The 20,922-nt window shown below is 63.1% G+C and carries 14 protein-coding genes; 1 reads left to right on the top strand and 13 read right to left on the bottom strand.

Features of this window, described 5'->3' with window-relative positions; genetic code table 11:
* Window positions 1-19 precede the first annotated feature (19 nt).
* Genes ABV518_RS06155 through ABV518_RS06135 form a run of 5 tightly spaced genes read right to left on the bottom strand, consistent with a single transcriptional unit; the run spans window position 20 to window position 11,525 of the window.
* A complete protein-coding gene (locus tag ABV518_RS06155; RefSeq protein ID WP_367766163.1) occupies window positions 20-916 on the bottom strand; it encodes a hypothetical protein in 897 nt (298 codons plus the stop codon).
* Window positions 831-1,742 carry a glycosyltransferase gene (locus tag ABV518_RS06150; protein WP_367765960.1) on the bottom strand — a complete coding sequence of 304 codons (912 nt, stop codon included), beginning with the start codon at window positions 1,740-1,742 and terminating at the stop codon, window positions 831-833. The genes ABV518_RS06155 and ABV518_RS06150 overlap by 86 nt, the downstream gene beginning before the upstream one ends.
* A complete protein-coding gene (locus tag ABV518_RS06145; RefSeq protein ID WP_367765959.1) occupies window positions 1,735-4,506 on the bottom strand; it encodes a WecB/TagA/CpsF family glycosyltransferase in 2,772 nt (923 codons plus the stop codon). The genes ABV518_RS06150 and ABV518_RS06145 overlap by 8 nt, the downstream gene beginning before the upstream one ends.
* Window positions 4,507-4,511: 5 nt before the next feature.
* Window positions 4,512-6,002 carry a hypothetical protein gene (locus tag ABV518_RS06140; protein ID WP_367765958.1) on the bottom strand — a complete coding sequence of 497 codons (1,491 nt, stop codon included), beginning with the start codon at window positions 6,000-6,002 and terminating at the stop codon, window positions 4,512-4,514.
* Between the two features lie 6 nt (window positions 6,003-6,008).
* Window positions 6,009-11,525 (bottom strand): DUF4082 domain-containing protein, encoded by a 5,517-nt coding sequence (locus ABV518_RS06135; RefSeq protein WP_367765957.1) that lies wholly within the window; start codon window positions 11,523-11,525, stop codon window positions 6,009-6,011.
* 321 nt (window positions 11,526-11,846) lie between these two features.
* Between ABV518_RS06135 and ABV518_RS06130 the strand changes: the two genes are divergently transcribed.
* Window positions 11,847-13,520, top strand: a complete 1,674-nt coding sequence (locus ABV518_RS06130; RefSeq protein ID WP_367765956.1) for a family 16 glycosylhydrolase — start codon at window positions 11,847-11,849, stop codon at window positions 13,518-13,520.
* An 11-nt stretch (window positions 13,521-13,531) separates the two neighbouring features.
* Here ABV518_RS06130 and ABV518_RS06125 read toward each other — a convergent pair whose 3' ends face one another.
* The 8 genes from ABV518_RS06125 to ABV518_RS06090 form a co-directional block, all read right to left on the bottom strand.
* Window positions 13,532-14,635, bottom strand: coding sequence for a hypothetical protein (locus ABV518_RS06125; protein WP_367765954.1), 1,104 nt, complete (start codon window positions 14,633-14,635; stop codon window positions 13,532-13,534).
* Entirely contained in the window at window positions 14,581-14,796 is a 216-nt protein-coding gene (locus tag ABV518_RS06120) for a hypothetical protein (protein WP_367765953.1), read from the bottom strand. The genes ABV518_RS06125 and ABV518_RS06120 overlap by 55 nt, the downstream gene beginning before the upstream one ends.
* Entirely contained in the window at window positions 14,793-15,128 is a 336-nt protein-coding gene (locus ABV518_RS06115; protein WP_367765952.1) for a hypothetical protein, read from the bottom strand. Before ABV518_RS06115 ends, ABV518_RS06120 begins: the two co-directional genes overlap by 4 nt.
* On the bottom strand, window positions 15,125-16,906 hold the full coding sequence (locus ABV518_RS06110; RefSeq protein ID WP_367765951.1) for a glycosyltransferase: 1,782 nt from the start codon (window positions 16,904-16,906) through the stop codon (window positions 15,125-15,127). The genes ABV518_RS06115 and ABV518_RS06110 overlap by 4 nt, the downstream gene beginning before the upstream one ends.
* Window positions 16,903-17,997 (bottom strand): polysaccharide biosynthesis protein, encoded by a 1,095-nt coding sequence (locus ABV518_RS06105; protein ID WP_367765950.1) that lies wholly within the window; start codon window positions 17,995-17,997, stop codon window positions 16,903-16,905. The genes ABV518_RS06110 and ABV518_RS06105 overlap by 4 nt, the downstream gene beginning before the upstream one ends.
* 178 nt (window positions 17,998-18,175) lie before the next feature.
* Window positions 18,176-18,994, bottom strand: a complete 819-nt coding sequence (locus ABV518_RS06100; protein WP_367765949.1) for a glycosyltransferase — start codon at window positions 18,992-18,994, stop codon at window positions 18,176-18,178.
* 13 nt (window positions 18,995-19,007) lie between these two features.
* Window positions 19,008-20,102, bottom strand: a complete 1,095-nt coding sequence (locus ABV518_RS06095; RefSeq protein ID WP_367765948.1) for a hypothetical protein — start codon at window positions 20,100-20,102, stop codon at window positions 19,008-19,010.
* Between the two features lie 66 nt (window positions 20,103-20,168).
* The coding region (locus tag ABV518_RS06090) for an Ig-like domain-containing protein (protein WP_367765947.1) at window positions 20,169-20,922 on the bottom strand (754 nt) is incomplete at its 5' end.

Genomic DNA, 20,922 nt, shown 5'->3' with positions numbered 1-20,922 from the left:
AGCAGTTCCAGTGCACCGGCTATCCTTTGGATTTGGCCGGCGTTCGCTCTTGCGACGCCTCCAGAACATCAGACTCCGCGACGACAGCGCCCGACCGCGGGATATCTTTTGCGCTCCGCTTGCCACTCGGTCTGGTGCTAACCCTGGCCGCCTGCCGTGTAGCCACGAGGCGCCCCGCCCTGGCCAACAGCCGTCCATCGATGAGACCCGTCAGGAGAATCCCCAGAGCCACCCCACCGCCGGCCGTAACCAAGACCGAAACAGTCCGAGTCTTGGAATCAACTGTCGGCTGACTATCCACAACGAGTGTCATCAGGCTGATCCGCGAGTCCTCCGGTACTGACTGGCTTTCCTGCATGGCCGCCAACGTTGTTGGGACAGCAGCCACAACGGAACCGAGGGCATCCATCACTTGGTTACCGTCTGCACCACGGACCGTTGCAAGAACCACCGAACCGCTACTCGTCCTGTCAGGCTCCGCGGTGTAGGCAACCCCGGGGTACGCTTCGAGAATGGGCGCCTGGTTATCCTCAGCAGACAGCTTACTGGCGAGCACATCCAAGGCCTGGCCCATGCCGCCAAGGAAAAGATAAGGATTGCCGTCGGGACCAACCGTTGAACGCGGCGGCATCAGGACAAGGCTTCCCTTTGCGCTGTAAGCGACTGGGACGGACTGATACACAACATAAGATGCAACTCCGGCTGCCAGAAGACAGACGAGCAAAACGTACCATCGCCGCATGAGGCTTCGAATCATGTCGCGCAACCACATATGCTGGTACCGCTCTCCCTCGACGGCGTGTGTGGTGTTCAGTATAGGGTCACCGAGGCTATAGGAATCCGTTTCGGACTCCTCTGCCTTTTCGGAGCTTCGCGCCTCTGAGACGGTGCCGGAGCGCCCATGCCTTGAAGTCATCCGTTCCGTCCTGCCCGGAAACACTATTTATCAGTCTTTTGGCGGCGGACCTTGCAACCTCCCGAACCATCCGGCCAGGAGCTCGAACTAGTGCGTCGCCAACCAGATACGATGTCGACGGTTCTGGCAAGTCGTCAAGGAGAGCAGGGAATGTGCGTCGAAAAGCTCCAGGTGGAATCTGACGACCATGGACTCTATTGCTTACGTTCGAACCATGAACGACCTGAAGCCAAGCAGGTGATCCCGCTAGTTTCACGACCGGCATGGACTCCGCCAGTCGGTTATGCCAGTCAGCCCAACACGTCTCTGGGACTTCCCAAGGGGAAAGCACTGAACAAAACGCATTATGCGGATCCCTGTAGCTGAAAAGGGCCGCACCACTTCGAATGAGGCCATTCGCGAGGTATACCGCAGTACTTGTGCGGGTCGGACCAACTCCACGCAGCCGTTCCGTGAAGTCAGCCGCCAAGCCGTCGTCATTGTCGAGATTTGTCGTCAGTAGATGCGTACCCGGGTGCTGCACGACGCCCCGGATGTCGTCTATAAGATCTTGCCGAGAAATTTCAGCACGGAAACGCACAGCAAAAATTCCGTCGAAGTTGGCGCTGCCGATGCGATCCATTAGCCAGCCGGGGCTTTCCGGATCAAAGTAAATGATCCACATAAATCGGCGGTCGTGTTGATTCCGCACAGAGGGGAGACAAAACTTCTCGAACAATGCGAGCCTCATCTCCAGCCAGCCATCCGTAGCACGGATAAGGCTTTCGTAGCCGGCCGACGGGACATTAAACCGAGTCAGGAAAACGTGGTCCACTATTTCATCCATGTCGCAGCCCTCTCTTCACCGGTGCGGCCGATCCTTGTGAAGGGTCCCCGGGACGTCTGCTGCTCTCATCCCGCTCCCAGCGCAGTGGCTTTGCACGACGTATCCGTCCAGCAATGGCAAACGCTGCATAGACACACGCATCGAAGGTACTGAGCGGCCCGCGCACTGAAGCCAGCAACTGAGAGACCGTGATGTGGGCACTTTTGGCCAGGCCGGTCTGTTCCTTCACACCTCCATAGACGCGACGAAGCGTTCCTACAAGAGCTTTCACTGTCAGCGGTGTGCGGACCAGGACAGGTTCGGTTGGGAGAACTTGCTTTTCCTTTTGGCCGAACAACCGATCTACGAAGTAGTCATCGGCTGTCACCAAGGGGAACTGTCCCATTCGCGCATGCCCGATTTCACTCAGTCCATAGACGCCACCACCCCACAAGCAGTTGTTGAGTGCAGGGATGCGGGAACGGGCTCTGTAATAGGCGCGAACAAAGAATGATGCATCGTCAGTCACATACCGTGAAGCTGGTCTGGCGGCGAGTAGCCCGCCGCCATTAAGCGCACGAAGCAACATACGCACTGCAGACTCGTCGATTTCAATGTCAGCATCCAAATAAAGTCGCGGCCAATATCTAGCAAGGGCATCAGCAGCATTAAGCGCCTCCGTCTTAGACGACTCTGCGATTGAGATGACGCTGATATCAGGAAACGCCGCAAGTACGTCTTCCGTGCCGTCAGTGCATCCGTTACAGGCAACGATCACGTGGACTTGCTCGAGTGCCGCTAACTCCACAAGGTGGGACAAGGTCCGCGCTATGACGCTCGCCTCATTGTGTGCGGGAATAATGATGCTTCCCCTTGGCAAGCCCATGGCAGGAGTGGCCTCCTCTGCGTGCAAGAAGCCATGGGGCAACTCGTCCCAGCATTTTTCACTACGCACTACGGCCAGGATGTTCTTATGGTGCGCCAGTGGTGCCCGCAGAAGTGCGGAAAGAACCACGGCGGCACGGAAAGCCCGCGCATAGTTCACGGGGTGGTACTTGCGAACGTACCTGATCCGGTTGGTGGCCATGAGGGCATCAAGTATTGGAGAGGCGCCTGAGCCCCCCCGGCTGTGGTGCAGTCGGGCCCTTGGCTCGAACCATACGGTTGCCCCCAATTCGCGGATTCGGTGCAGGTAATCCGTTTCTTCCGAGTAGAGGAAGAAGGACTCGTCCCAGTCACCAACTTGTTCCACGATTTCTGGACGAATGAGAATGGCCGCACCGGTGGCCCAATCGACCTGGTGCGGGTGCTGATAGCTTTCGGTATCAAAATCCATCTCCGACAGCCACGCGGGACGTCCCGGGAGCATACTGCCCATGACCGCGTCCCCTAATGCCCGGGAAACACTGGGCTCGCGGCGCAACGAGGGGTACACAGACCCATCGTGATCAACCAGTAGCGGCACCACCGCGCCTGCTCCAGACGAAGTCATTCTTTCCCTCAATGCCCGGACTGAGCCAGGCTCGACCCGAATGTCCGGGTTGAGAACTAAGTATGAATCGGCCGCGCCCGCCCGTTTCATGGCCGCATTGATCCCGGCGGCGTATCCCAAATTTCCCCCCGTGGGAAAGGCGTGCACGTCCGTTCGGTGCCTCAACGCCAGAAGAGTGGCCGGAGTCGGTGAGTTATCAGCCACAATGACTTTGATGGACTGTTCCCTCGTCTCCGGCTTGAGACTATCCAAGAGAAGTGGCAAGTCGTTTTCGCTGTTATACGTCACGACGAGCACGGCGACGTCAGTCCGTTCTTCACGGGGGGAAAAGCCTTCCTCTCGCTCGGGACGCGAACGCAAATTTTGCTTTTGGAGGTTCTTAGGACCGTAGACGCCGAGCGTGTCGCCAAGTATTCGACCGGCTCCGCTGAACCGCCGGAGTTTAAGGTATGCCTCTGGCCCGTCCACCAGATATCTGTTCGCAAGACGCCGTGGTTCCAGAGCGAGGCGCCACGCCCATTCCAAACCGAGATCGCGTACCGGAGTGGGAGCCCTCCTTACCCGACCTGCCAGGAAATCGACGACGGCACCAAACGCCAGCATCACGCTTGCACCCGTCAGGTGTCCAAACTCTGAAATCCAGAGTTCCTGCCGTGGCTTCCCGAGGCAAACCACCAGTATGTCGGTTCCCGACGCAGATATCTCGGCCGCCAGGGCCAAAGAGGCCTGAGGATCTGTGAGCGAACTTCGCTCCGGCGCCCACCACCCCGCCACCGCCAGATCGGGGTGCAGGGTGGCAAATTTTTCTCTGATGAGAGCATGTGTGTCCGCGGTCCCACCAAGAAAACCGACCCGCAGCCCCGCAGCCCCGGCAGCATCAAGGACCGGCCAGATCAGATCGCTCCCGGCGAGCCGAGGCCACGGACGCCGGGTGATCCTCCTTGCCTCTGATACCAGTGGCGCTCCGTCGAGAAGGGTGAGCCATTCGACGGTGGACTGGCGCTCCAGTGTGCCTGCCCAACGGTTTCCCTCACCGAAATGTTTAACGTGGTCAAGATTGGCCGATGCGATAGCCAACGGCAGCGTTCCTCCGTTTGTGGCCCGATCAACAATAGAGTTCAGGGCTTCGTCAAAGTCCAAAAGCCTAACCGGTATTCCGCCGAGAGTTACCCAATCGCCCGCACTGCGTTGTGTCGCGAGGTCGGTTTCCCGAGTTAGAACAGGTCGTTGACGGGCGGGCCGGAGCAGAGCAGCCGGCTGCACGAAGCTTCGCAGAGAACCTGTGAGTGTCATGTGGCCTAACCTTTCGATGGAATGCCGGTCAAAGTGAAGACGGAACCGGGTGGAGCTGCATAGCGGACAGTCCCGTGCTCCATGACCGCGCTTTCGCCGGATTGCATGTCCTGGACGGCATCGGTGACCTTGCTCGAAAACTGCACCGTTTGGGCAACTCCGGGGGCCTGAAGAACGGCCTCCACGGGCTTGTTGGACGAGTTCCGGCCGAACAGGGTGACCCGGCCTGAAGCCTTGTCATGGAAGGCCACTACGCGGACTGCTTCCTGATCGGATGACGCCGCCATACGAACCGAATTCCGGGGCGTGTGGCGAATCAGTTGCTGGAGGATGAAGTACGTCTTGCGGGGGCTGTAGGTTCCTGTCCGGGAGTCGTACGCCAGCAGGCCCCAATAGCCCATGCTTTCGTGATGCTCGTAATAGCCATCCCAGGCGTCGTACTGCTGCAGGCCCGATGCGCCTTGTTCCAGGAGATCGATCGCATGTTCGGCAGTTGCAGCAGCAGAAGTCCAGTCGGTGGGGTTAGGCGATCCTGAATCGCAGCCGGGGCAAGGCCCGGAGAATTCAGTAACCCAGAAATCAAGCCCCGTTTTTATTGCCCCCGACAAGGCATCGTTTGTCCCAGCCGCTTCACCGTCGTACGTATGGATGCCGAAGTGGGCCAGACGCGACACGACGAGGGAGTCCTTGGCTAACGCCGGAAGATACTCCTCAACCCCCTTGGGTGCAGAGGCAGTATCTGGTCCCACAAGGCGGATGTCAGAAAGACCCAGACCGTCCAGTCGAACAATGAGTTTGTGGAGCAGCCTTACGTATTGTTCAGGTCCCACTTGGGGTCCCTCGATGCCGTTCCAGTCGGTCTCATTCATCGGGCCGAGGAGCGTGAAGTCCAGGCCCCGGACTTCACGGCCGTATTCCACCATCGAAGCGATCATCCGCACCCAGTGGTCTTCGCGGGATTCATCGATCCGGTTGCCGCCCATCCAGCCGGGCACGCCGCCCATGACGTTGACCATGACCTGCTGGTCTGCCTTGGAATTGATGTACTCGACGGTGTCCCAAAGGTCCGCCATCTTTCCGTTCTCATAGATGGGCGAATAGAGGGCCCAGTCGATGGTTTCCGTACCACCAGGGATCTCCTCCATTTCCCAGTCCGCTTTGTCGATAATTACCCGCCAGGTCACCTCGCCCAGGTCCGCAATTTTGTCGATGGCTGGTTTTAGTTCCCCGTTGTTCCAGCTGTGGACATTGGCGTTCACTCCCAGGCCGGACATCACTTGGAATTCATCACCCGGGTCTGCCGGTTCCGTGCGCGGGGCCAGGCGGGTCCCGCTGGTGTACGAGGATGATGCGAACGGAGACGGGCTTAGCGTTGTCTGTGCGCCGGCGTCGTTTGGGCCGGACGAGCAACCCGCCGCGGTGACAGCCAAGACATACGCGAGCGCCAGGGCCACCAACCTCTCAGCCAGACTCATTCGCTGCTCCTGCTTCCCCATATCTGGCTACGAACGGTTGAAAACGACGTCGACCCAGTAGTTAGTGTTCTTGAAACTGTCTGTTGGGAACGCCGTGGTTCCGTATCGGTAGACACCGTTGGGTCCGTCGATTCCGCTGGCAAGACCGTGGAGAGGCGGATTGTCGGTGGAGGAGCCACTGAAGTAGTCCTTTGTCGACGAATAGAAGCCCACGGGAGCGAAATAGGACACGACGTAGGTTGTGTTGGCTGAGATGGGGACAGGCGATGAGAAGATAGCCTGCTGCCAGCCCGAGGCGGTCTCGCCCACAAAGGTGACGGACGCAAGAAGCGTTCCCGTTGACGACCAGACATGCCCCACGTGCGTGCCCGTGTTGGAGCTGCCCTTGAAGAATCTGACGCCTGTCACCATGCCGGCTACATCGGAACGGAACTTCATCCCTACTTCGACTGCTTTTCGGTCATTGGTGTTTGCCGTCGCAGGTGCTGCCGTGGGACTAAAGATGCTGCAGGGACAGGCCGCTGGGGCAGCCTTGGTCGTGAAACTCCATGAATAAGGCGTAGTCATAGCCGTGCCGGCAGCGTTCGTCGCACCGCTCACTGTGGCCGTATACGTCGTGCTGAACGCCAGAGCCGCTGCCGGCGAGAACGTGGCTGTATTGGTCGCTGATTCATAGACGGTCGACCCGGCTACGACGGTTCCTGCGGCATCTTTCAGGCCGAAGGCCACGGACGATCCATTAACTGCTTGGTTAAACGTTGCGGTGGGCTTCACTCCCTCTGATACGGCCGGAGCGTTGTTTGCTGGCGAAACAGCGGTGACGGCCGGTGCCCCTCCAGCCGCGCTGGCGCTAAATACGACGTCCACCCAGTAATTAGTGCTGTTGAAACTGTCAGTCGGGAAGGCTGTCGCACCATACCGAAAAACGCCATTTGGTCCGTCGGTTCCATTGGCCAGGCCGTGCAAGGGCGCACGGTCAATGGCGGAGGAGAAGTATCCGCTGCTTGAGGAATAGAACCCGTCAGGTGCAAAGTAGGACACAACATAGGTGGTATTCGCGGCAATGGGAACCGGCGACGAGAAGAGGGCCTGCTGCCAGCCGTTAGCCGTCTCTCCGGCAAAGGTAACAGAAGCGAGGAGCGCCCCCGTTGCTGACCAGAGTTGGCCTGTGTGCGTCCCCGTGTTTGACTCGCCCTTGTAGAAACGCACGCCCGTAACGGTGCCGGAGGCATCGGAGCGGAACTTCATTCCGAGCTCCACAGCGTTGTCGTCCGCCGTCGAGACCGTAGCGGGTAGGGAGTCCGGAGTGAACACCGTGCACGGACAGGTGGCGGGTGTTGCCGCCGTCGTAAACATCCACGAGAATGGCGCGCTCATGCTCTGTCCGGTCGAGTTCGTGACGCCGCTGACCGTTGCCGTGTAGCTGGTGCTGTATTTGAGTGCGGCGCCCGGGGTAAACGTGGCGGTTGTTGTTGCCTGGTCATAGGCGACCGTCCCTGGTACGGCCACGTTGGCGGCGTCCTTCATAGTGAAGACCACCGAGGACGCAGTCACTGCCTGGTTGAACGTCGCGGTAGGTTTTGTTGCAACAGCCACGTTGGTGGCGTTATTTGGTGGCGTCGCCTGAGAGACAGCCGGAAGCACCGCAGCTGCAGTGGTGGTAAAGGCCCAGGAATAGGGCGCGCCCATGGTCTGCCCGGTGGAATTCGTGGCACCGCTGACCGTCGCCGTGAACGTGCTGTTATACGACAAAGAGGCGGAGGGCGTGAACGTTGCCGTGTTCGTGGCTGCGTCGTACGCCGTGGCACCGGCAACATTCGCGTTGGCGCCGTCCTTGAGGGTGAACACCACGGAGGATGCGGTCACCGCCTGGTTGAAGGCAGCCGTCGGCTTCACCGCCACGGCAACCCCCGTGGCATTGTTCGCCGGCGTCACTGCTGTGACGGCAGGGGCAGCAGGGGCCGTCGACGTATTGAAGACTACATCCACCCAGTAATTCGTGTTGTTGTAGCTATCGGTCGGGAACGCGGAAGTGCCGTAGCGGTAGACGCCGTTGGGCCCATCAACGCCGCTCGCCAGACCATGCAGCGGCGGCCTGTCGGTCGAACTGCCGAAGTACCCGCTGTCCGCCGCGTAGTGGCCGCTCGGTGCGTGGTATGAAACTACATACGTGGTATTAGCCGTGATATTCACTGGGGCGGAGAAGTTCGCCTGCTGCCAGCCGGAAGCCGTCTCGCCTGCAAAGGTGACGGAGGCAAGCAGCGTCCCGGTGGCGGACCAGAGATGCCCGGTATGGGTGCCAGTATTGCTGGTTCCCTTGTAGAAGCGGACTCCTGTGACGGTGCCTGCGATGTCGGAGCGGAACTTCATTCCCACTTCCACAGCGTTGATGTCGTTCTCGGCCGCAACGGACGGAACGGACGTCGCGCTAAATACCGTGCACGGGCACGGGGCTGGAGCCGCCGCTGTAGTGAAGGTCCAGGAGTACGGTGTCGTCATCGTCTGGCCCGAACTATTCGTGGCGCCGCTGACCGTCGCCGTGTAGGCCACGCCGTAAGCCAGGGCTGCCGACGGCGTGAAAGTGGCCGTACTGGAAGCGGCGTCGTAGGCATTGGAGCCAGCGACAGCGTTATTTGCAGCATCCCTCAGTCCGAACACCACGGACGAGCCGGCGACTGCCTGGTTGAACGTTGCGGCGGGTTTCACATCACGGGCCACGCCCGTTCCATTGTTCACCGGAGACACCGACAACACTGTCGGCGCTGCCGGAGCAGCGGCCGTAGCGAACGTCCACGAGTAGGGCGCTGCCATGGTCTGCCCTGCCGCATTCCTGGCGCCGCTGACAGTGGCCGTATAGGCGGTGTCGTACGCCAGTGAACTTGCCGGGGTGAAGACGGCCGTGTTTGTGGGAGAGTCATACGCCAACGAACCGGCCACCGCGGCGCCCGCCGAGTTCTTGAGTGTGAAAGCGATTGAGGACGCAGTCACAGCTTGGTTGAAGGTCACCGAAGGCTTGGCGGTCAGGGCAACCCCGGTGGCTCCGCTTGCTGGTGATACGGACGAGACCGTAGGCGCTACAGTCCCTGTGGGAGTGAAGAGGGCGTCCACCCAGTAGTACTCGGCGTCATAGATCTGGTCCGGGAAGCTTGAGACTGACCCGTACCTGTAGAAGCCATTGGGCGCGCCCGGGACGCTGCGCGTGAAGTGCAGGGGCGCGCTGTCCGTAACGTTCATCCCCCCTGAAGGCGAGGGGTTGTTGTAAAAATAGCCTGCGTCCTGGGCGTAGTGGCTTTGGGGAGCGAAGTAGGACACCACATATTTGGTATTCGCCGTGATGGCAAGCGGCGGGGACAACGTAGCGGTTTGCCACCCAGTGGCCGATTCCCCGGTGAAGGTCGCAGTTGCCAGCCTTTGCCCGGATTCACTCCACACGCTTCCGATGTGGGTTCCTGTGTTTCTGGTGGATTTGAAAAAACGAACGCCACTGATCGTTCCAGGTACGTCCGAGTAGAACTTCGCACCCACTTCTATGGAACCCGAGTCGCCAGCGTCTGGAACGGCTGGCGCAATATTCGCGCCCGCAATGGAACATGGGCAGGTAACATTCGCAACGATGCCAGCGGAGCCCGATTCCAGATTCCCGCTGTCGTCCACTGCCCGGGACCGCAGTACCGATGTCGGGCTGCCATGGGCGTTCCATGTGAAGGTCCAGTTGGTGGTTCCGTCGGCACGGCGCCAAGTTGTTCCACCATCGGTGGATACTTCCACGCCGGCTACAACGCCTCCCACATCTGAGGCAGTCCCTGACACCGTCACTAGTGTTCCGTCTGCGATCGTTGCTCCGGTTGTAGGGGAGGTCACAGCCGATGTCGGGGCTGTCCCATCTGCTGATGCTTGGGCAGCGGCAAGGCCTGTTATCAGCGTGGTCGGTTGCGAGCCCATATCTGCAAATAGATTTACAGTTGCCTGTTGCATGTTGCGGTCCACGGTCTTACCCGTGGTGTAGGTGTCGAGGCCCCATGACCACTGCACCGTTCCTGAACCGAACACGAGAGCACCGCTGGCGGCCTTGTACATGGTCAGGTTATGAGTCGCTGCTTGTCCTCCCAGGGTCCGCGACCCGTAATCTGTGAAGATCTCAGCTGACGTGCTGGTTGTTTGAGAAAGACGGAACGTGCCGGGCGGGCGGAAGCCGTTATCGGCATCGATGTCCCATTCGTAACCCAGCGTCCCGAGACCTGCGCCCAGCGTTGCCGACGCACCGTTTGCCAGGTTGGGAATGGAAGTACCTCGCCACAGGCGAAGTTGCTTATATGCGGCGGGCACAACAATGTCCGTAGTCCCCGAATTCACGAGGAACAGTTGACCGGTGACGGAATTTTCGGGATTTCCTCCCCCGGTGGATGTGCCATATCGGGGATCCCTCCAGGTTCCGGTCCAAGTCACGGGATCAGTTGGAGCGTCGAAGTGGGTGTCCTTGTACGAAACTAGAGTCCGGCCGGCCGTGTTCGTGCCGTCCGAACTCGGCTCCCACCGAGTCTTCCAAAACATCTCGTTACCGCTGAAAAAGGCAAGATCCACTCCGGCGTCGCGCGCTGCCTCAACATTGGCGCGTTGGTCAGCGGACCAGTATTCGTCGTGGCCAACCGACATGAAAGCTTTGTGGTTAAGCAAAAGTGGCGCTTTGGTGGCCACATCCAGACCGCTCATGTAGCTGACGTCGTAGCCGTTGGCCTCCATGAAGCGGATCATTGGATACTCGGCATACATCAGCCAACTTCGGCCCTGGTCATCCAGCGCTGAATTAAAGGGCCTGTTATAAGAAACCTTGAATGCTGCCTTGTATGCGAGTGGGTTGCCAGCCGGGCAAGCAACCGTGCACTGGTAGAGGCTGTTTCCGCCGTAGGTGTTGTAGGCCTGCCAGGTGGTGTCTGATGTCTGAAACAGCATGTCGGAGTGTGCCGCATCATCGCGGACAACGAACGGAATGACGCTGGCAGCGCTGTTGTCCGTCCGGACAAGGCGCGCCAGGTAGACCCCAGAAACGGCCGACGCCGGCACAGGCCAGGACGCGGAGACAGCCCAGTTTCCACAGTCAATCAACCCGGTGGCGGAGAACGTGGCACAGTTCGGCTGTGACTGAGGCAGCGGTACCGACGGGAGGATGTTTGCAGCGACTTTGCGGGCGCCGAGCCCTTGGTAGAAACCTAGCCGGTAGATATCGACGCGGTACGCCGACGCCGTCGTCTTGACCTTGAAAGTCACCGTTTGGCCGACGTTCACGCTCATCGACGTGGCGTAGCCCTGGATCGTGCTGTTGCCGGCACCAGCTACCTGCCACTCAGAGGGAGGGCTGCCGGGCTGGGTGTTCTCACACGCGACCTTACTGACCACCGGTGCATCGCATGGACCTGCGGCGCGGGCAGGAGCCAGCAGCGACGGATCGGCCGCGATGGAGAGGGTGGAGACGATCAACGCAAGGATCAGCGCAGGGACACCCTGCTTGAGGATCCGCCGGGAGAACAATCCAGGTGCAGACTTCATTTTCGGCTCCATAGTCGCGGCACAACCACGCAGCGGCAGGCTCCGGGGGTCTGCACTCCCCTGTCCTGCCAGCGGCACCGGCTTCCCGGGCCTTACTGTCGCGTTCAGTTAGTTGTTACCGGTGTCCTGCGGGTGGCGAGACAGTCGAGTCTCTCCGCCATGCGGCCCGGAACCTGGGACCGCATGCCCACCGGGCATCCGTATTTTTCAACCGTAGGCGGGGCCGCTCCTATCCACTAGGCGAGCCGGGCGACTATGTGGGTATCCGCACCAGCTTTGTGGTGAGGCTTCCTCGTTGCGCGATGCCCCTATCATCTGAGTATGCGTAAACAAGTGGTGGCCCTTGGGGTGGCGGCAATCTTCCTGGCCGGCTGCACGGCACCTCCACCTCAACCGGACGTAACGACGGCGGCGCCGGGCCCCACATCAGCATCAGCCACGCCGACGCCAGCGACAGACTCGATCGCCACAAATCAGAACTGGGGCACGCCGGCCGCTGGCGATGAGTTCAACTACACCGGCGCACCGGACGCCTCGAAGTGGTCCGTGTACAACAGTGTGGGGCACGCGGGGCAAGGCATCCGGAGTCCCCAGCAGGTCACTGTGGACGGTTCCCAACTGGTCATTACTGGGACACCGGACGGCACGACCGCTGGGATGAGCGCGAAGTTTGGGCGCCAGAAGTACGGCCGGTGGGAGGTCCGGGCGGCGGGTTCGGGCGACAACGAGTACCACATGGTGTCGCTCCTGTGGCCGGACAGTGGGAATTGGCCGTGCGACGGCGAAGTTAACTACGCGGAGACGACGGGCGTCTGGAACCTCATCAAATTCTTCTACCACTACAGCTGTTCGAACTCGCAGACGTCGGCGGCCAAGGATCTGGACGTTAGCCAGTTCCACAACTACGCGGTTGACTGGTCCCCGAACGGGATGGTCGGCTACGTCGATGGGGTTAAGTGGTTTGAGGACAACGACCCCGGGCACCAGCCTCCCGGTCCGATGCACCAGACGCTACAACTGGACTGGCTCCCAGACGACACTGCTAACGGCGCTGCCGAGATGCGAGTCGATTGGGTTCGTGTCTATGCGGCCGCCAGTGATGCTCCCACGCCGGCGGCCGCAGGTGAGTCGTTTGATTTCGCCGCCACCGGGGATATGAACCCTGCGGGTAACACGTCGGCCACGTCGCACAGTGGTAAGAACGCGGCTAGCATCATCGCCAGTCTCAACGACGGTTCGCTGGACAACTTCCTTGCGCTCGGCGATTTCCAGTATGACGAGGGCACCTGTTCCGCGCTCGGGGCATACAACCAGTTGTGGGGTCCGGCCAAGGCCAAGACGTACTGGGCCGCTGGCCCGAACCATGATGTTGCACCCGGCGAAAATGACGACGTTGACCGGTACATGGATGGGCAATGCGTGTCCACGATGAAGAGTGCGACAAGCTCCGACCTAGGACGGTTCCAAGACGCTCTTGACTGGTATTCGTTCGACAAGGGCAACTGGCACATTCTCGTAGCGCCTACGGCCACATGGCGTTATGACGCTAAGCGGGCGAAGGCGATGACCTCTGAGATGGATGCCAACCTGAAAGCGGCGAAGACCGCTGGAAAGCATCTGGCGGTTATTTACCATGATCCGTATTTCACCAGCAACACGTCGAGCCATACGCGCTTCTCCCAGGCGAAGCCGTGGATCGACGTGTTCTGGGAGAACCGCGTTCGTGTGCTCCTGTCCGGCTCTCAGCACAATTACGAGCGGACCTGCCCGATCAACAACGCGGACCAGTGCGTTGCGGACGGGATGCAACAATTCCAGGTGTCCACTGGGGGAATCGGCCTCCGGGAGTTCACCAGCAACCCCTCTTATGTGCAGCGGAAATTTAGCGACACATGGGGGCACCTACGGATGAGCCTCAAGCCTGACGGCTCCTACACCTGGGAATTCCGTCCCGTTTCCGGCGGAATGCAGACTGACAGCGGGTCTCGAAGCTGACACCAGACGGGTCAGACACCGTCCGGACGCCAGTACCGCAGCCCGCCGCTGGTGGTGCCGTCGCGGGCGACGTCGACCACGGCGTATGGGAACGCCCGACGGTCCGATTGGTCAGGTCCGCGGCCGCGGACGTCCGAACACCAGGTGCCGGTGTTGACGTACCGGGTGGGGCACGCCTCGAGCGCCGACTCGAGGGCCCGATGGGTGTGGCCCGAGACGTACCAGGCCACCCCGGAACCGTGCGCCTCGAGGGTACGTGCGAACCTGCCCGCTGCAGCAGGCGCCCCCTCGCCGGTGACTCTGCGCCCGGCGGCCGCGAGCACCATGCGAGTCGCGGCGACCGGGAGCGCCGACACCGTCCGGAACCGGGACAGGCGCGCCAGGTCCCGAACGGCCACCCCGTCGAGCGCGAGCCGCCGTGACTCGGACTGCAACAGCTTGTCGTACGCGGGCTCCCGGACGCGGCGTTCCGCCCGCTCGGACGCAAGACAGGCCCGCGCAACGGCCCCGGCACGGCTCAGTCGCGACCTCGACGGATGGGCGTTCCAGGCGGCCAGCGGTGGTAAGTCCAGCTCGTCGGTGCCGTTGACCGCCGTGCGGAGCACCTCTGGCATCCGGTGCAGCGCGTGGTGCTGGTGCCCGTGCTCAGCCACGAGCACGTCGGGCACGTGCAGGAACCACGGGTGCACCCGGACCCCCGAGGGCTCGCTGGGTGACAGCAACGCTGACAGACGGGCTGCAACGGCGGGCCGGGCCAGCTCCACGTCGTGGTTGCCGCAGACGAAGTGCAGCTGGACGCCGCGCGCCGCACACGCCTTCAGCGCCGAGAACGTGTCGCTGTGACGGGCAAGAATGGACTCGAGCCGGGCCAGGCTCTCATCCTCGACGAACCCAACCAGCTCGAACGTGTCACCGACGAAGGCGACGTGCTGCTGCGGACCGGGTGCTGCGAGCACCTCGCGGCGCAGGAACTCGGGCAGCACACTGCCGGGGCGCCGGGGGTCGTCGTCCGACACGCCCAAGTGGAGGTCGCTGAGGAGCCACCACCGCGCCGCACCGCTCACGTCAGCAGTCCCAATACGCGTGGAAGGAAGAGGAGCACGTACGCCACCCACATGACGACGACGACCCTGCGGCTCACCGTTAGGCCGAGGAGCCGCAGGCTGGTGGGCTGCCCGGCATCGGGTCCGGCGCGTCGGACCTCGAGGGCGATAAGGGTGATGAGCAGGGCGGCAGTCGCCAGCAGTCCCGCCAGGTTGATCATGACGTCGATCATGACGCGGCCTCCTGTCGTGCGCGTGCCAGGCACGCGAGGATGGTGATGACGCCCATCGTGACGACGCACGCCTGCCACGACCACACAGCGAGGTAGAACATCGTCGTGGACACCGCCGTGAGCGTGGCGAGGCCCAGCGCCAGGACAAGCAGCGTGCCGAGCGCGAGGTCGGTCACCGGCGTGAGCCGGACGAGTGCCTGCCCCGGGAGCAGGACGAGGACGGCTATCGCGGCGACCGCCTGCAGGGGTGTCGGCAGCCCGACGAGCGTCACCAGCGACAGCGCGACGGCCGCGAGGCCGAGCACCATGGTGGGCCTGCTGACGCCGTTCATGGCGTCACCCGGTACGCGCGTGCGTCGTCGTTGCGGAACGCGAGCTCCACGCCGGCCTGAGTGCTCAGCCACTTCTCCAGTTCGGCGAAGCCGCCCGCGCTGCTTTCGCCCTGGAGCACGAGACTCGCCTCCGACGAGCGCGTGAGCAGCACGACGGCACCAGCCGGGTTTCGCCGGGCGTCTTCGTAGACGAGCGGGCCGCACGTCGCCGTCGACAGGTCGGATCGGCATATGTAGTCGATCGTCCGGTACCGGTGGTCAAGGTAGCCCTCGCTGCGCCACGGCGTCGGGGGGGCTGCCGAAATGATCGTCGACCCGGGAGGCGCGAGATCCCTTGCAGCGGCGACAGCGGCGATCTCACCGTCGGTGAAGACGTCATACTGGGCGTTTCCGAACCGGCCTGTCACGGTCAGCACGGCCAACAGCATGCAGGTGAGCACCAGGCCGCCCGCGGTGCGGGAGGAGGGGAGACGTGTGCTGCCGTCCGTCGGAAGCAGTATCGAGCACGCCTGCAGGGCGATGAAGGGCAGCGCGAACAGCGAGACACGGATGAGCATCTCCCCGCCGTACAACTGCACGGGGAAGAGCACCAGTGGGCTAACAGCGAGGAGGACCACCCGGATGTCGAGACGCCCTCTGCGCCGGTCGCGCACCGCCCCCGCCACGGCCAGGGCCCACAACACGAGGGTGAGAGCGACCCGGGCCTGCACCACGAGCACGTGACCAGGGGTTCCGCTCACGCGGTCGACGACGTTCGCCTCGATCGCGGCCAGCAGTCCTCCTTCCGCCAGGGGTGGGTTCGCGGCGAGGTATGCACTGGCGGGGTACGCGAGCCAGAGCGCCAGCACCACGGCAGTGATCAGGGGCAGCCAACTGGGCCAGACACGTCCGCTCAGAGTGAGTGCGGTGATGGCGATGAGCATCAGGAACGGCGTCAGTTGATGGCTCGCGCAGATGACCGTGACGAGCAGGAGGGTCACCACGAGGGCACTCACCCGATGCCCCGGCCGGGACTCCGCGGGCGACCGTCCTTGCCACCATGCCGCCAGGTCGGTGTCCCGGAAGCCGCGGAACTTGGGGGGCCGCGCGGCCAACGGACCGAGGAGCAGCGCGATCACGACGAGGTACAGGAAGAAGCCGAAGGCCTGCGGAGACAAGTAGTCCTGGTCCTGCCAGTTGCCGAGGCAGAAGATCCAGAGCACGAGCCAACGCCGTCGCGGATCGCTTGTCAGATAGCGCGTCAGCACGCCCAAGGCCGCAAGCCACAGACCCATATTGAGCACCGGCGCCCAGAGGGCAAGGGCCACCGGGTCGAGACCGGTCGCCCGGAGCACCGTTGCCAGGAGCGCAAAGAACCCCGGCCAGTTGAAGTACGCGTCGATACCCGGGTCGATCCCCTGGCTGCCCGAGAGGGCGTCGGCGATGCCGAGGTGACGGAACGCCACCTCACCCCGCGGTACGTCCGTCACGAAGGCTGCGGTTCCGAAGAGCACGAGCACAAGCACAACGACGAGCCACATCATGACCGGAAGGCGCGCCGGGCCCGCGGCATCCCCTCGCAGCGCAACGACGAAGGCGACGTTCAGAAGCAGGACCCCGATCCAGAACGGGTAGGGCAGTACAGCGACTAGCCCCACGTCGCTGTTCACGGGCAAGGCCACCGTGGAGGCGGCCCACACGACAAGTGCCAGCGACACGGCTCCCGCCAGTGCGCACCCCACGTCACGGGCATTCCAGCGTCCCTGGGTGCGGATGGCTACATCCATCGCCCTGGTCATCGCGCGTCCTTAGTGACGCGCCGAAGGACGGCGACCAGCCGGAGGCCGACCGCCGCGGCCCCGATGGAGAGCACCACCAGCCACGAAAGGGCCATGGCGCTGGGGCCGCTGTCGGCGGCCCACAGCGCTGAGGCGCAGAGGGCGACTCCGAGCGTCACGCCGACCACGATCGCCTCCGTATAGCGACCGCGGGCCCGGCACACGGCGTTGTAGGCCTGCAGCACCGCGTACGGCACCAGTCCGGCCGCCAACCACCGCAGGGCGCCGGCTGAGGAGTCGGCGTACCGCTCCCCCAGCAGACTGAGCAGCGGGTGAGCGAGGACGATGAGGACGGCGGCAGCCAGACCTCCTACGGCGAGAGACAAACGGAGACTCGCCCAGGTGGTCGATACCAGGCGGTCCGGGTCGCGGACACCCTCGGAGAACTGGACGATACCCATCAGCATCGGAGCGGAGTAGGCGGCCCAGGCCATCATCCATGCGGGATACCAGTAGGCAGCGGCCTCCGGTGCCACCATGTGCGCGAGCAGGAGCGGCAGCACCAGCCCGGGGGCGCGCTCGGTGAGGGTGAGGAGCTGGTATGGAATTCCCACCGCCAGCAGTGGACGGCCGCGCGCCGAGGTCAAGGATGGTCGCGGCCGATAGCCGACAAGTCTTCGCAGCTGGACCGCGCCGACGACGCACGCCACGATCGTCCCGAGGGTCCAGCAGGCCATCATCACGTCGGCGGCGGCGCCATGCGCCTGCCAGGCCACGAGCACCGCAGCCCCGAGTGAGACGACGCCGCCCAACGCGTACCTTGAGGTCGCGCTGGCACCGCGTCCCAACGCCACGAGCGCCTGGTCGAGCACGATGACCAGGGTGCCGGTGACGGCAGCCACGAGGAACGTGAGCCAAAAGAGAACCGATACCACGGCCGTGTCCGGCGTCACTGCCGACTGCAGCACGAGGTAGCCGAGGGCCAGCACGGTGCCGGCGACCGCCACGATGGCGAACGCCGCGTCCAGCACCCTCGCGGGCGGCTCCCCCCGCCCCACCGAAAGGATCACCGCCGACCCGGCGCCCAGCCCTGCGAGCTGCGTGCAGATCATGACGGCCGCGACCGCGGCCATGGTGAGCCCGACCTCACGGTCGGACGTCGCGCGCGCGGCCACGACCCAGAAGGCGAAACCCGCGCCGGTCTGGGCAGCCTTGCCCACGACGAGGCCGAGCGAGCTGCGCAAGGCGGAATGCCGGACGGTCAAGGCGCCCGTAACGACAGCCCCCGACTTAGCGCTCATGACGCAACCCCCTTGCCATAGCGGCGTAGTTATACCAACAGAAAGCGACGTAGTAGCGCAGCCACCGGGGCTGGCCTGCGGCCAGGCTCAAGGCGCTGCCCCGGACCGCCGCGGCGGCTGGCAGCAGCGCCAACCTCGCACCGCGCCAGCCGTGTTTTCGGATCATCCGTCCCAGTCCCGTTCCGTCCATCAGGAACTGGTCAAGCGCAAACTCGAAGTCGTCTGCGGCGAACCGGTGTTCCACGAAGACCCGGCGTGACACCGCCGTTCGCAGCCCTGACTCCCGCATCCGCCAACGCAGCTCGATGTCCTCCCCCGACTTGAACGAGTCGTCGAAACCCACGCCCAGCATCAGCTCCCGGTCGGCGATCGTCGCCACGAGCCCGAACCAGTTCCGGCTGCGGCCCGTGCGATGGTGATGTGCCAGCGCCTGCCCCCAGTAGCCCGGTCCAGCGACACTCTCCAGACCGGCCTGGAGGGCATCGTAGCGGCCCTCCACCAGCTCCGTGAGCAGATTGGCGACCCCCATTGGCCCGAACACGACGTCGGCGTCGACGAGCAGGACCCAACGGGTGCTGCTGCTCCGCACACCGAGTGTTCGAGCCCATGGCAGGCCGCGGCCCTCATCACTCAGGACCCGGGCACCGGCCGCCAGGGCGAGCTCGACGGTGCGGTCGGTGGAGCATCCGTCCACCACGATGATCTCGGCGACACCGGATTGACTCAGGGCCTCCAGACAGCGCGGGAGCAGAGGCTCCGCGTTGCGGGCCGGAACGACCGCGGTGACTTCGGCAGGGCTGTGAACCACTGGGTCCACCCCCTCAGATCTGCTCGCCGAGGACCGACGGCAGAAGCTGTTCAAGAAACCGGACAATGTCATCCGACGCCTCGTCCGCCGAGAAGGCGGAGGGCACCTGCAGCAAATGGCAGGGACGACCGTCGAGTGCCTTGCTGAGCACGAGCCCCTTCGCGTCGAAGTGCTCGCGCCACGGGAGAACGGACGTGGCCGCCAGCCCGGTCACGACCCGCTGCGAGAAGCCCGCCATCTCGATGTGGAAGTTGCCGATCATGCGGTCCACCATCCAATCACTCGTCCGCTCAACGATCCGGGACCGGGCGCCCTCGTAACGCTCGACATAGACGGCGGCCGCGAGCGGGGCCGAGGTCGTCACTGCCCGCCCCGGAAACGCGGTCTCCGGCACAACCATGCGGTGCTCCGGCGACCATCGCCGGGAGAAGTCTGCGAGGCGCGGATAGCGGATGACGTAGGGGTGCACCACTGTCGTGAGACGGCCGACGCTCCCCGAGAGCGCTGAGGGGACGAGTGGCTTCCGGACACCTTCGAACAGGTGCGGGTAGATAGTCCGGTGGTGCGGCTTGATGAACATCGGCTTTGCGTAGCCGAGCAGCATGGCGTCCTCGGCGAGGAAGGCCCAGTCGTCACCCATGAACGACCACCCCTCGCGCCGCATCAGCTTGGCGGCAGTGCTCGTCTTACCCGTCCCTCCAGCCGCCGGAAGCGCAATCGCGTGACCCCGGTACGCCATCGTGGCCGCGTGGATCATGCCGGCCCCTTGACCGACCATCGCAGCATCCAGAACAGGGACCACGGAAGTCAACAACTCACCCGGCCCATGAATACGCCACTGCTCCGCATCCCTCACAACCTGGACCCGATCGGCCTGGAAACGCACGCTGCTCCCCGTATACGCGAGCTCATGCTCAAGCAGACCCGCATCCGGCATCGACTCCAACCGATCATCCACGACGATGTCCGCGGGCCGCTCCGTATCCGTGGCGAAACACGCCAGCATGCTCTGCAGCTGGGCCGCCGCCGGCGCCTCCGCGTCAACGCGGATCGTCACGCGGCCGTGAATGTCGAAGTGCAATGCCTTCGTCTTGGTCCTTGTCTTCATGATCGTCCCCTGTCTGGGTTGTCTGGGTCGGATGGGGTTTTGGGGTGGCGGGCTGTGGCGCTGGGGTTATTGAGCGCGGAGGGCGACGAGCCAGCCGGCCCATTCGCGCGCCGAACCGCTGCTCCATACCCAGGACTTGCTGCCCGAGGAACCGGCGGCTGCCTGAAGGCCATCGTCAAGCTCAGTGCGCTTACCACCGAGGTCATACACTTCCGCCATGTCTGACGGGCCAGCGATGACGATAGTGGTGTTGCTTGAGTTGATGGCGATTGCGCCAACGAGCATGGCTCCGGCGGTCGTTGTGGTGACTCCGGAAACCGAGCCCGTAGTTGCAGCGGTGGCAGACGCGGCTACCGAGGCTGCTGTGTCCAAGGGAGTTGTGGTGTTCACGCCGGAGTAGCAGCTGATGCCGCCACCACTGGCGACAGACCCTGCGGTGGTCCAGGTGTAGCTGGCAGGTTCGGAGGCACCCATGACGTGGTAGTAGCCATACAGGTGTGGGTTGGAGATCGACGTACTTGCGGCGAACTGCGTCCAGCCGGTCGGGGCCGCTGAAACCGTCGAGCCGTTGAGCGCCAAGGAGGCGACACAGACCTGGCCTGCCGTGGCGGAAGCGGGCTTGGTAATCGTGTGGCTCGTGGTACTCGTGGTGTTAACCACTGTGCTCGTGCCTTGGCGCTGAATCCCTGTCCCACCGCCCGCGGGAGCCGTGGTGAATGTCCAGGTCTTGTCCGTCGCCAGCGCGTTGCCGGCAACATCCTTCACCCCAGCGGAGCCGCTCTTGATCGTGGCCGTGTACGTCGTGCTTGCGGCCAGGTCA

It is taken from the genome of Arthrobacter sp. HS15c, assembly GCF_040812005.1.
Classification (GTDB): domain Bacteria; phylum Actinomycetota; class Actinomycetes; order Actinomycetales; family Micrococcaceae; genus Arthrobacter.
The sequence above is the reverse complement of the archived record's forward strand: the minus strand, read 5'-3'. Positions and strand labels throughout refer to the sequence as shown.

What these genes read in the sequence shown, in the direction of transcription:
- ABV518_RS06155 (WP_367766163.1), bottom strand. Translation starts at nt 916, where the DNA reads ATGACTTCAAGGCATGGGCGCTCCGGCACCGTCTCAGAGGCGCGAAGC.
- ABV518_RS06150 (WP_367765960.1), bottom strand. Translation starts at nt 1,742, where the DNA reads ATGGATGAAATAGTGGACCACGTTTTCCTGACTCGGTTTAATGTCCCG.
- ABV518_RS06145 (WP_367765959.1), bottom strand. Translation starts at nt 4,506, where the DNA reads ATGACACTCACAGGTTCTCTGCGAAGCTTCGTGCAGCCGGCTGCTCTG.
- ABV518_RS06140 (WP_367765958.1), bottom strand. Translation starts at nt 6,002, where the DNA reads ATGGGGAAGCAGGAGCAGCGAATGAGTCTGGCTGAGAGGTTGGTGGCC.
- ABV518_RS06135 (WP_367765957.1), bottom strand. Translation starts at nt 11,525, where the DNA reads ATGAAGTCTGCACCTGGATTGTTCTCCCGGCGGATCCTCAAGCAGGGT.
- ABV518_RS06130 (WP_367765956.1), top strand. Translation starts at nt 11,847, where the DNA reads ATGCGTAAACAAGTGGTGGCCCTTGGGGTGGCGGCAATCTTCCTGGCC.
- ABV518_RS06120 (WP_367765953.1), bottom strand. Translation starts at nt 14,796, where the DNA reads ATGATCGACGTCATGATCAACCTGGCGGGACTGCTGGCGACTGCCGCC.
- ABV518_RS06115 (WP_367765952.1), bottom strand. Translation starts at nt 15,128, where the DNA reads ATGAACGGCGTCAGCAGGCCCACCATGGTGCTCGGCCTCGCGGCCGTC.
- ABV518_RS06110 (WP_367765951.1), bottom strand. Translation starts at nt 16,906, where the DNA reads ATGACCAGGGCGATGGATGTAGCCATCCGCACCCAGGGACGCTGGAAT.
- ABV518_RS06105 (WP_367765950.1), bottom strand. Translation starts at nt 17,997, where the DNA reads ATGATCTGCACGCAGCTCGCAGGGCTGGGCGCCGGGTCGGCGGTGATC.
- ABV518_RS06095 (WP_367765948.1), bottom strand. Translation starts at nt 20,102, where the DNA reads ATGAAGACAAGGACCAAGACGAAGGCATTGCACTTCGACATTCACGGC.